Raw genomic sequence first — 12,464 nt, forward strand, 5'->3', positions numbered from 1 at the left:
AGGCTATACTTGAGGAATAAGGTGATAATATGCTATCAAGTTTACAAAGTGGCATAGCTATCGAGCGGATAGCTACAACTTGTTATAGTATAATTGACGAAGAAGGTGTTGATTCGTACACCTTACGAAACGCTTCCTTTATTCGTTTAAGATGAAACTTTTTTGCAGCATGATTCGTATAGTACAAGAGAGTAAGTAATAGGGGGTATAGATATGTCTAATAACGAATACCAATCAAAGGACCCATTCGCTTCAGAAAATCCTTTATTTCAGCAGCAACCACAACCAAATCCAGTGATCCAGCAACCACAGGAAAATCCCTTGATGCAGTCAGAGCCACAGCAGCCACCAGTGCTTGTATCAGAGCAGGAGCTGTCGCAAATTGCACAAAACCAGCTACGCTTAAAGCAAGACCCAGAGGTACATGCGCTTGCACAAAAAATTGATGTCAAAGACCAAATTGCTATGCTGGAGCTTGGGAAGGAAACCGCAAATGGTATTTCCACTTTTTCCGATAAAATGCTTGCGACGATGAAAGCGAGTAAGCTTGAAGAATCAAGTGTTTTACTGAATAACTTGAATAAAATTATGGATAAATTTGATCCCCAAGATTTTTCAGAGGAGAAAAAGGGCGGCTTTTTAACAAGGCTCTTTAATAAAGGCAAAGAGCAATTGGAGAGATTTTTAGCCAAATACGATAGCATGAACAAAGAAGTGGATGTTATTTATCGTGAAATTCAAAAATACGAAGGCGAAATGAAGCGAAATACAGTAGACCTTGAAAATTTATATGACCAAAATTTAAACTACTTCCAATCATTAAGCAAGTTTGTAGCAGCGATTGAAGTAAAAATAGATGAGGTTCGCGCATCATTGCCGGCACTTGAGCAAAAGGCACAAACTGGCGATCAGCTAGCAGCAATGGAATATGAAACAATGCTACGCGCTGTGGAATTATTAGAGCAGCGCCGCTATGATTTAGAAATGGCACAGCAGGTATCCTTCCAATCCGCTCCGCAAATTCGTTTAATGCAGCAGGGGAATAACCATTTAATTGCAAAAATTAACTCTGCCTTTGTAACGACGATTCCAATCTTTAAGCAGGGCTTGATTCATGCGGTTACATTAAGACGTCAAAAGCTTATTTCTGATTCCATGAAAGAGTTGGATGACCGTACAAATGAGATGCTTGTACGCAATGCTGAAAATATTAGTAGAAACAGCGTCAATATTGCTCGCCAAGCAGGTAGCCCAAGCATTAAAATCGAAACGATTGAAACAACATGGCAAACGATTATGGCTGGTATTCAGGAAACGAAGCAAATTCAAGCAGAAACAGTTAGAAATCGCGAAGAAGGACGTAAACGCATTGAGCGTTTGCAATTAGAGTACGAAAAACTAAAAAAAATGTAAAAATAGGACTGTTGAGGAAATCATTACTTTCTCAGCAGTCTTTTTTATTTTGCTTCTTATATCGAAAGCATAGAGAAGGTTTCTACTCAACAGGTGTCATGGATTTTGAAGGGGCATTTTCGAAAAAATTCAGACGCAATTGATCTTTTGACAAAAGAATCATGAATGATTATGATAAAATTAAATGAGAATGATTATCATATGAAAAAGGAAGCGAACCAATGATAGACAAAGCAACACGATTACAGAAAATTGTTTGTGGGGGCGTGAAGAAGTGATGGGCAATAAAATAGAACCCTCTACATTGTTATATGAGCCTTTGAAGGATGGAACGCTTGCCCTTCATACAGCGGAAGCTTTAATGCTTGTCCCAAACAATCGTTATCTCCAATTATTGCATATCGAAGAGCTGTACAATGCTATGCATACAGATTTAGATAAAAAGCACAATGGGTTAGAGCAAGAACGAAAAGCGCTCAAAAAGCACAATACACAGCTAATGGAGGAAACACAAAAATTAAAACAGCAAAACACTATCCTGCAGAAAAAAGTAACAGAATATAATTGCATGGTAGATGAGATGAAGGTGCTGCGTCAGCAAAATGCAGAGCTGCTTATTGAATTAAGCAAATATACAACTTTATCACAGGAAGCACTGACAGGTCCCTTAAAATCAATGATTCGTGATATGCGTGAGCAGGGTGTAGGCATTAAAGAAATTCATATTCGCATTAAGCGTCAAATCAATCCACATATTAGCTATAGTACAGTGCGCAAATATATTGCAGAGCTAGAATCTGAATAACGTAGGCAAGAACATTTACAGTTGCTACGCAAAGTCCTATAATGAGTCTATTCTTTAGCTAGTTTACTATTATACAAAGAGTAGGAGCGTTAATGGCAATGTCAAATGGGAAAAAGGGAGTTTTGGCAGCATTTTTAGCCTATATGATTTGGGGAGTTTTCCCGCTGTACTGGAAGCTATTAGAGCATGTGCCAAGCATGGAGATTTTATTATCTCGCGTGATTTGGTCCTTTGTTTTTACGGTGCTTGCGGTGAGCATATTTCGCATGCGTAAGGAGCTGCTGGCAGATTTAAAGTATTTATGGTCACATCAAAAGCATTTTTGGCAGCTTGCGGGTGCGTCCTTTGTTATTTCAATGAACTGGTATTTATATATTTGGGCTGTGACACATGATCATGTGATTGAAACAAGCTTAGGCTATTATATTAATCCACTGTTGTCTGTGATTTTTGGTGTTATTTTCTTTAAGGAATCGTTAAGCCATGTCCAATGGATTGCTACGGCAATAGCCTTTATTGGGGTGCTAATTTTAACGATCAATTACGGCTCTATGCCTTGGGTAGCACTATTAATTGCTGTATCGTTCGCTATTTATGGCGTGCTAAAAAAGAAAATTACGCTTGATGCGACAAGAGGCTTAGCCATTGAAACATTATTGATTTTGCCATTTGCCTTAGGTTATTATGCGTATTTATTTACAACACAGCAAGCTTCATTTTTACATATTGATGTTAAAACAGATATGTTGATGATTGTAAGTGGTATCGTTACAGCAGTTCCTTTAGTTTTATTTGCTAAAGGCGCACAAAATATTCCATTATATTTATTAGGCTTTATTCAATATATGACACCAACGATTGTATTAATTTTAGGCGTGATGCTGTACAAGGAGCCATTTAGTCAGGTAGAGCTTCTGGCTTTTAGCATTATTTGGGTAGCCTTACTACTATTCTCAGGCTCCAAAATTATAGAAACAAGAAAAGCCCATCATAAATCCGTTTCATAAAAGACTTGTAGATTTTTCTACAGGTCTTTTTTCTAAAATCTTAAAGCCCATATTGGAAGTTGAAGCAAGCTGACACCTTTACTTTCATGTCAGCATATAGTAAAATGTCAATAATTAGATAACAATGATAATTAATGAGAGGTGCTTTTTGTGAGTGCGGTAGGTTCTAACTAGGTAAAAATTGAATGAAATAGTGGCGATGACGACAGCAGGGGATATATGTTATGAACACCCCTTATTTTGTCATGGACCTATTTCAACAACCTATGTAGATACCTACAATACTTTATTAAGCGTGGCATACAGGATAGAAACTTTAATTAGCTGAAGTTTTATTTGTGATGTCAGGAAAACGCGCCTTTTAAAGATAGAGCTGTGGGGATTCCTCGCAGCTTTTTTATTTTGTTTAAACTATCATTGCTATCTATTATTGGGTAGGTATCTTCATGTATGATAAAACATTACAATGAGGAGCAAAAAGAAATGAATAATACTACACTTGAAAAATTACAATATCATGAATTAAAGGACATCGTTAAATCCTACTGTGTCAGCGGATTAGGAAAACAGCTTTTAGATAAATTAATGCCAAGCTCAAGCTTAGCAGTGGTAAAAAATCGGTTGAATGAAACAACAGAAGCTCGTGCCATATTGGATGCAGAGGGGCATGTTCCGTTTTTAGGGGTATCAAATATTGAGCATATTATGACGAAGCTTGAAAAGGGCATGATACTAGACCCAAGTGAGCTAGTTAGCATGTCAGACTTTTTACGAGGCTGCCGCAACATCAAAAAATTTATGCTGGATAAGGCATTTTTTGCGCCTGTTCTTTCCACTTACGCTCATTCTATGGCTGAATTGACAAGCGTGGAGGAGGAGATTAATTTTGCGATCAAAGCCAATCGTGTAGATTCGGCTGCTAGTCGTGAATTAAAACGTATTCGTCATCATATGGAAACGACAGAGGAAAAAATAAAAGAACGCTTAACGAAATTTTTAAATAACAGTGCCAATAAACCGTATATTCAGGAATTTTTTATTAGTCAAAAGGATGATCGCTATACGATTCCGATTAAGGCGACCTATAAAAATCATGTACAGGGAACGGTCGTTGAAATTTCCTCAAAAGGGGCAACCGTTTTTATGGAGCCAAGTGTTGTCGCTAAATTAAATGTAGAATTAGCTACCTTGAAGGCTGAGGAAGCGGTGGAGGAATATCAGATTTTAGCGACTTTATCAGGTCTTTTAATGGAGCATCTGAAAGCTATCCATATTAACATGGAGTTGATCAGTCAATACGATATGGTTTTTGCCAAAGCGAAGTTCAGTAGACAAATTGGTGGCATGGAGCCGCGTTTAAATGATTATGGCTATATCAACATAGTGAATGGCAAGCATCCATTATTACCGGGAAATGCTGTGCCCCTTCAGTTTACTATTGGTGAAAACTACCGTAGCTTAATTATTACAGGGCCGAATGCTGGTGGGAAAACGGTCGTATTAAAAACAATTGGCTTACTAGCATTAGCTACGATGTCAGGCTTTCATATCGCGGCGGATGAAGGAACGGAAATGGCTGTATTCGACCATATCTTTGTAGATATTGGCGACAATCAAAGTATAGAGAATGCACTTAGTACGTTTTCTTCTCATATGAAAAATCTTTCTGATATTATGAGAGCTGCTAATAATCATACACTCTTACTGTTTGATGAAATTGGCAGTGGAACAGAGCCGAATGAAGGGGCAGCACTGGCAATTGCGATACTAGAGGAATTTTATCAGATGGGCTGTATAACCGTTGCAACAACACATTATGGCGAAATTAAACGATTTTCAGAAATGCATCCTGATTTTATGAATGCGGCAATGCGCTTCCATGCTGAAACACTAGAGCCGTTGTATCAATTAATAATCGGCACGTCTGGAGAAAGCAATGCCCTATGGATTTCTAAAAAAATGAATGTCCGCGAAGCTGTTTTACAAAGAGCAAAGGATTATATCAATAATAAAGAATATCAGCTGACGCTCGTTCATGACAGTAAAATTCGTAAGCCTAAGGCAGAGAAACAAAGCGTGACGGTGACATATACATTTGCCAAAGGGGATCGTGTGAAATTATTGGACTATGATGATGTGGGATTGGTATATGAAGAAATGAATCCGTACAATAATGTCAGCGTATTCTATCAGGGGCAACTACTTGAGGTGAATGTGAAGCGGCTTGCCTTAGAATTACCTGCAACGGAGCTATACCCTGAAGGCTATGATCTAGAAACATTATTTATAGACTATCGAGAGCGTAAGCTTCAGCATGATATCGAACGAGGCTCGAAAAAGGCGTTACGCAAAATCCATCAACAAATAAAGAACGATCGTCAGCCGTAAAAACAAGGGATTGCACAGCCTCGTGCAATCCCTTTCCTCATTAAGTTATGGAATCAATTTGTGCCTTAATTGTTCGATAGACTTCCTCGATTTTTCGTTTATAGGGTAAATCCACTAAATCCAGTGAATCTGTATAAGCCATTTTTGCAATTTCATAGGCTGTTGTTAGCTCACCAAAATGTGCATAGCAAAGGGCTTTATAGGAAAAGCATTCATTTAAGCTTAAAATATCATAAGGATGGCTAATAAAGCTTGGTATTTTTGTATAATGTTCAAATGCGATCCTTGCTTCCTCATAACGACCGAGTAAGTATAAAGATTTTCCCTTTTCAAAATAAATATAGTTTGGATCAAGCTTGTTAAATTCCTCATGTTTGAGTTGATTAAAACGCTCTACTTCTAAAAGTGCCTGCTCATAATGATGAACATAATTATTGTAATAATGTGCGCGTATGACAAAGATTAACGCATCTACCTCATCCCGCCCAGCAAAAGCACGGTATTGATCAAGCTTCTTCAACATATACTCAGCTTGTTCAAAGTCATGGTCAATCATCGCACAATAGGCTCCAATTCGATACATATCATCGATTTGATAGAATAGCTGGTTTTTATGGGCATTGACAATTGTTTCGTTAATTAACTTTTTACCTGACTCATGCCTACCAATAGCAAGCTGTAGAGTGCTTGTATAATAGGTCATTAATAAGGCATCACGTGAATCAAGCTGATAGCCCTCCTGCTCAATGGTGTCCTTTGCCCGTAACATACAGGAAAAGGCTAATTCATATTGACGCTTTTTCGCTAAAATCGTTATCTCTAGGACAAATGTTTTGAACCAATGGCTGAGTAAATTAATTTCTTTAAAAATAGTGCGCGCCTGCAGAAGCGGGGCCTCCCACCCTGTTAATCCTGCTTCATATTGTGCCTCTGCGTATATATACAATAAGCGACCTGCCTCATAACTTAGTGGTAGCCCCTCCACAGATGGCTTAATCAAATCGACAATTTGCTGCTGATGATTGGCATCACCACGCTTTACTTCTGCAAATAAAATTTCGACCTGCTCTAAAAGCGGGCGAATAGAGGATGGGGTTACTTCCTCCAGCAATTCACTAGCTTTTACACCCAAACGTTCAGCAATATAGTCAAGGCTTTCCATGGAAGGCTTGGCCTTATCATTTTCTATTTGGCTTAGCATTCCTTTTGTTAGACGATCACCGGCAAGTGCCTCTAATGTTAATTTTTGTTCCTTCCTTAATTTGCGAATTCGTGTGCCTAAAGAGTCCACTGCCTCGCCTCCTTTTGTTTAATTATATTAAACTTTTGCTTGCGTGAAAAGGAGGAACTATGGTATATTTTGTTTAATATAATTAAACTTTTTAATTTAGTTAAAAAACGGAGGGGTTTAGATGAATGAAGCGGAAAAGTTAAAAAAGGCGACCTATCATTTATGGACGTTCACAGCGAGTAAAATGATTGCCATGTTGGGTGCAAATGTGATGGCATTCGGCTTTAGCCTATATATTTTAGCGATGACTGGGTCGGCGATGAGCTTTGCGACGAATATGATTTGTTCCGTATTACCACGCGCACTTGTGGCACCCTTAGCAGGCTATGTCGCAGATAATTTCTCAAAAAAACGCACGATATTAATAGCGCAGGCGGGCACCATTTTGACAGTAGGAGGATTATTGCTTTATACAGAAACAGTAGGAATGTCCGTTTATGCTATATACATAGCTACTGTTTTTAATACGATTTGTTCAGCCTTTTCTGGTGTCACATTTTCATCTGCTATTGCCACGCTTGTCAATCCAGAACGATTACAGCGGGCGATGTCATTTAACCAAATGTCAATGTCTGTAGCTGCAATTGGGGGACCAGTTATTGGTGGTATGATGTATGGATTTTTTAATATGGATGTATTTTTAATGGTGAATATGGTAGCCTATGCGATTGCGTTTTGTTTAGAGGCAACAATGGATTTTAACCTCTATAGTACAAGAGGGGAGGATACGAAAAAAGAGAAGATGTGGGAGGGGCTGAAAAGCGGTTTTCATTATATCAAGCAGCGTAACGTCATTAAAACCATTATGTGGGTAGCATTATGGATCAATTTATTCTTTTCTGCCATCGCTGTAGGAGGAACGTACATTATCATTGAATTGCTAAAAGTGAAATCCACACACTTTGGCTTTATTGAAGCGTCGGGTGCATTAGGTATGCTTGTGGCTTCTCTTTATTTCGCAACAAGACCCGAAGTCAAAGTACCATTACGTTTCTCCAAAATCAGCTTATTGTTATTGGCGGGAAGTGTTGGCTTAGCAGTTATTCCATTAGTCACTGATTTTTCCTATGTAGCTATTGTGATCTTTTATTTAATGATTTACTTTATTTTTGCGATTTTTGAAATGGGTATTAATATGCCAATCGGGGTGTATATGCAAAAAATCATTGTAGAAGAGTATCGTGGGCGAGTTTTTGGGCTAATGGAAACAATGGCAATGTCTATGATGCCAATTGGTATGGTTATTTATGGTATATTATATGATGCCATACCAGCGACAATTATTTTACCGATTACAAGCATAATTATCATTTCTATTTCACTTGTGATGCTACGACCAGCCATCTTAGAGGAAGCACATCCAGAATACTATGACAAAGAGGTCATAGCAGAAAGTATTCCTCATTCAACAACAGGCATGCATTGACCTTGCATGCCTGTTATCATTTATTGATCCTCAATGACAATATATGTTGCTTTGATAGGTCCATGGACGCCAACGATAAGAATCATTTCGATATCGGCTGAGTTACTAGGACCCGTAATAAAGTTAATGCATGAGGCAATTTTTTCACCCTTACGCACTTTTTCACTAATCCAGCGTGCAGCCTGTGTCATACGTGGCACAATAGTGCTTTTAGGAATTAAAATAATTGACTTTTCAGGTAAAAAGCTGACGCTTCTACCTCGCTCCTTGCTGCTAAAGAGCACTGCCGTTCCTGATTCTGCTAATGTTATTTCGCTAATGGTAATGCCGATATTGGCTTTTTCAGCTTGTCGAATATTTTCCTCAGGCTGCTGTGCATTCCATTCATAATGCTCAATATTGGCTTGTTGCCACTGTGTTGTCATTAATGCGGATAATCCATAGTCTTGGAATCGTTTATCTTGCCATGTAATAACGGATTGACCACCATAATTGTCGATAACCGCTTGTAAATCCTGTGGAAGCTTCGCTGTATTTGTTATCACAATATCTGTATGAATATTTTTACATTGTTGCACTAAAACCTCCACTAGCTCATCCTTTGTTGCATCTTTTAGCACACGATCTTGGGGCTGGTATTGCCATGTTGGGCGTGGAAGCTCTGCTTGTGGAGAGCGTCCAAGCTGCTTGGCAATATTGGCCAAAAAGGTTTCTCGATTTTGTATTGTGCCTGTCATTCTGACTTACCTCCTTTTGTACGCTGCTTTATCCAATCCCTAAAGCTATCTTTATTTGGTGCAGGGAAATCTCTAGCCTCCGTCCATGCCTTTAAAGGTCCTGGCCCCTTGGAAATCGTGTTATCTTTCGTAAAGGGGGACATAGCTGGAGAAGCCATTTTTGTTGCCATTTTATATAAAGAAGGGGAGGAAGCCCCTAAGCCAAATGCTTTCATTAATAGTTTTTCAGAAACAGGTGCTTTGCCTTCATTTTCTACAATGACTTGTCGATGTCGGTGAATAAGCTGGTGAAGCGGAATTTTCACAGGGCAAGCATCCGTACATGCACCACATAATGTAGAGGCGTATGGTAGCTCCTTAAAATCATCATAGCCGCCTAAAAGTGGGGAAAGTACAACACCTACAGGGCCAGAATAGATAGAGCCATACGTATGCCCACCAACATGACGATAGACAGGGCAAGCATTGACACAGGCAGCACAGCGAATACATTGTAAGATCGGCTGAAACTCCCCGCCTAAAATATTTGAACGCCCATTATCGACAATGACTAAATGGAATTCCTCTGGTCCGTCCGTATCTCCCTCGTCCTTTATCCCTGTTAGCGTTGTAATATAGCTCGTTAGCTTTTGCCCAACAGCACTTCTTGTTAGTAGGCTAACAAGCACCTCCATTTCTTCAAAGGTCGGGACAATTCTTTCCATCCCCATCACCGTAATTTGTGTTTTTGGCAGGGCTGTCACTAAATCGGCATTGCCTTCATTTGTCACAAGGGTAATCGAGCCGCTTTCGGCAATGGCAAAGTTACAGCCTGTAATACCAATATCTGCGGTTAAATATTCATTGCGTAATTTTTCACGTACATAAAGAGCAAGCTCCTCTGGCTTTTCACTTTGCTGATAGCCTTGCTTTTCTTTAAAAACATCCCGAATTTGCTCTTTATTTTTATGCAGGGCAGGTGCAACAATGTGTGATGGTGGCTCATGGTCTGCTACCTGCAAAATATATTCACCAAGGTCTGTTTCAATGACCTCACAGCCAAGCTCCTCCAATGCAGCATTTAAGCTAATTTCCTCTGTTACCATTGATTTTGATTTCACAATTTTAGCGGCTTCTTTCTTTTTCACAATGCCTTGAATATAGTCCGTTGCTTCCTGTGCTGTTTGTGCAAAAAATACATGTCCACCTCGCTTGGACACATTTTCACTTAATTGATATAAATAATAATCGAGATTTTCTAACACATGCTGGCGAATTTCCTCACCATGTGAGCGCCATTCCTCCCAATGTCCAAGCTCCTCTGCCTGTTGTAGGCGGCGTGTTTGAAAGCGTTCCTGAGCACTGGATACAGCACCGCGCATAAATTGATTATCTAGCTCCTTTGTTACACGCTGATTAAAGCGATCATCACTTGTTTTCATTGCCATTATCGATTTCCCCCTTTTATCGGCTATTTAAAACTTCCGCAATATGCATTACTTTAATCGGCTTTCCTTGACGTTGAATACGCCCACCAATATTTAATAAACAGCCCGCATCTGCGCCAATTAAAATATCAGCGCCCGTTTCTTCTACATTGCATACCTTTTCATCAACCATTTCTCCAGAAATATTCCCCATTTTGACCGAGAATGTACCACCAAATCCACAGCACCTCTCCTTGCCGGGCAGCTCCACATACTGTAAGCCTTTAACATGGCTTAATAGTTGAAATGGCGCTTCCTTTACACCAAGTAGGCGGGTCATATGGCAGGATGTATGATAGGTTGCTGTGCCCTCTAACTGTGCACCAACATCCGTTATCTTTAAAACATCCACAATAAACTCTGTCAATTCATAGGTTTTATCTGCTAATGCTTGTGCCTTTGACTGCCAAATAGGGTCATCCTTAAAAACCTCAGGGTACTCTTTAAACATATAGGCACAAGAGCCAGAAGGGGACACAACATACTCAGCATGCTCAAAGGCACTAATCATTTTTTTCATCGCATTTTTAGATTCCTTTACATAGCCGCTGTTATAGGCAGGCTGTCCACAGCAAATTTGATTTTCTGGAAAGTCAATCTCACAGCCAAGTCTTTCTAATACTTCAACAGTTGCTTTGCCTACCTCTCCTTGAAACATATCTACTAAACAGGTTGCAAACAGTGTTACTTTCATTTTTATCGCTCCTTTTACATAATCAACTGGTCATCTGATGACTCACGAAACAAATATATTGTTTTTATAATACTACAACTATTCAGAAGAATAAAAGAGATTCATAAAAATTTTTAAAAAGCTGCCCTGTTATCAAGGCAGCTTTGGTGATTGCATAGATTCTGTTGTTTTAAAATATTGCAGCAACACTTTCTCGACATTGCTTAAATGGGAGGTCATTGCATGCTTGGCTAGCTCCTCATTTTGCTGTTTAATGGCAAGGAAAATTTGCATATGCTCATCATACAATTTTTCACTTGTCGTTTTTTTGGAATAGAGCCAAATACGGCGCGTTTCCTTCATTGTTTCCAGCATCAGCCCTGACACTTGATCGAGAATCATTGTCAGCAGAGGGTTTTGAGAGGCAGCAGAAATCGCAGCATGAAATTGAAAGTCAACCTTTTCACCTAATTCACCATCACCTTGCACACGTTGCATTTCTTCAAGTATTTGCGCCATCTTTTGAATATCCGCGTCCGTGCGATGTATGGCTGCGCTTGCGGCTGCACCAACCTCAATAATTTTACGAACCTCCAATAGATGAGAAACATCCTGCTTATTCGTTAAAATAGCCGTAGAAAGGGGGAAATCAAGCTGGCTGGATGTGACGCTTTTAACAAATGTCCCTGAGCCTTGTTTGATTTCAATAAGTCCCATTGCTTTTAAGGCGGAGAGCGCTTCACGTACTGCGGACCTGCTCACTTGTAATTGTTCGGCTAGCTGTTCCACGGAGTCAAGTCGATCCCCAGGCTGTAATAGCCCAGCTCTAATTTTCTCGTGGAGGATTTCGGACACTTCTTCATATATTTTCTTTGGCTTTATTTTTCGTAATTCCATGGAACAACACCCCTTAGCTCTCTATGTTTACATAATGATTATATGTATTATACATGAAGAAAGGCGTATTAGGGTGCTATTGGGGATTTTGAACGTTTTATCCGTCAAATTATAGGTTCAATCCATCTATTTCAGGAGTTTATCCGTCACACTTGCCACGCTATCCGTCAAGTCAAGTATCCTATCCACCACATAGTTGTCGAATTTTGATGTTTCGAAAAATATATTGAATTTTAAGAATATAGTTAATATAATCATAGCATACGGTCATCTGATGACCTAATATCCTGCTGATTAATCGAGGGCAGGCAATATGAAAGGTTTATTGCAATAGCATTTGAACGGTGGCGCATTTCTAATA

At 39.2% G+C, this 12,464-nt stretch carries 10 protein-coding genes; 5 read left to right on the top strand and 5 right to left on the bottom strand.

Annotation, left to right across the window (positions count from 1 at the left end):
- Window positions 1–213: 213 nt before the first annotated feature.
- The 4 genes from MHB42_RS07815 (at window position 214) to MHB42_RS07830 (ending at window position 5,613) form a co-directional block, all read left to right on the top strand.
- Window positions 214–1,413 carry a toxic anion resistance protein gene (locus tag MHB42_RS07815; RefSeq protein ID WP_340805376.1) on the top strand — a complete coding sequence of 400 codons (1,200 nt, stop codon included), beginning with the start codon at window positions 214–216 and terminating at the stop codon, window positions 1,411–1,413.
- Between the two features lie 277 nt (window positions 1,414–1,690).
- Entirely contained in the window at window positions 1,691–2,218 is a 528-nt protein-coding gene (locus tag MHB42_RS07820) for a hypothetical protein (protein ID WP_340808558.1), read from the top strand.
- A gap of 98 nt (window positions 2,219–2,316) precedes the next feature.
- On the top strand, window positions 2,317–3,225 hold the full coding sequence (rarD, locus tag MHB42_RS07825) for an EamA family transporter RarD (RefSeq protein WP_340805377.1): 909 nt from the start codon (window positions 2,317–2,319) through the stop codon (window positions 3,223–3,225).
- Window positions 3,226–3,708: 483 nt separating this feature from the next.
- A complete protein-coding gene (locus MHB42_RS07830) occupies window positions 3,709–5,613 on the top strand; it encodes an endonuclease MutS2 (RefSeq protein WP_340805378.1) in 1,905 nt (634 codons plus the stop codon).
- A 40-nt stretch (window positions 5,614–5,653) separates the two neighbouring features.
- Here the strand turns inward: MHB42_RS07830 and MHB42_RS07835 are convergent, their stop codons facing one another.
- The gene (locus MHB42_RS07835; protein ID WP_340805379.1) at window positions 5,654–6,904 is read right to left on the bottom strand and encodes a helix-turn-helix domain-containing protein; all 1,251 of its coding nucleotides are present in this window, start codon (window positions 6,902–6,904) and stop codon (window positions 5,654–5,656) included.
- Window positions 6,905–7,025: 121 nt separating this feature from the next.
- On the opposite strand from MHB42_RS07835, the gene MHB42_RS07840 reads away from it, so the two are divergent.
- Window positions 7,026–8,330, top strand: a complete 1,305-nt coding sequence (locus MHB42_RS07840; protein ID WP_340805380.1) for an MFS transporter — start codon at window positions 7,026–7,028, stop codon at window positions 8,328–8,330.
- A gap of 20 nt (window positions 8,331–8,350) precedes the next feature.
- On the opposite strand, the gene MHB42_RS07845 is transcribed toward MHB42_RS07840, so the two are convergent.
- The 4 genes from MHB42_RS07845 to MHB42_RS07860 form a co-directional block, all read right to left on the bottom strand.
- Window positions 8,351–9,067, bottom strand: coding sequence for a LutC/YkgG family protein (locus MHB42_RS07845; protein ID WP_340805381.1), 717 nt, complete (start codon window positions 9,065–9,067; stop codon window positions 8,351–8,353).
- Window positions 9,064–10,494 (bottom strand): LutB/LldF family L-lactate oxidation iron-sulfur protein, encoded by a 1,431-nt coding sequence (locus tag MHB42_RS07850; protein WP_340805382.1) that lies wholly within the window; start codon window positions 10,492–10,494, stop codon window positions 9,064–9,066. The genes MHB42_RS07845 and MHB42_RS07850 overlap by 4 nt, the downstream gene beginning before the upstream one ends.
- A 16-nt stretch (window positions 10,495–10,510) precedes the next feature.
- Window positions 10,511–11,227: a (Fe-S)-binding protein gene (locus MHB42_RS07855; protein ID WP_340805383.1), complete on the bottom strand. Its 717-nt coding sequence runs from the start codon at window positions 11,225–11,227 to the stop codon at window positions 10,511–10,513.
- Between the two features lie 132 nt (window positions 11,228–11,359).
- Window positions 11,360–12,103: a FadR/GntR family transcriptional regulator gene (locus tag MHB42_RS07860; RefSeq protein WP_340805384.1), complete on the bottom strand. Its 744-nt coding sequence runs from the start codon at window positions 12,101–12,103 to the stop codon at window positions 11,360–11,362.
- Between the last annotated feature and the right edge of the window lie 361 nt (window positions 12,104–12,464).

Origin of the sequence: Lysinibacillus sp. FSL K6-0232 (assembly GCF_038008325.1) — a bacterium.
Taxonomy (GTDB): Bacteria; Bacillota; Bacilli; order Bacillales_A; family Planococcaceae; genus Lysinibacillus.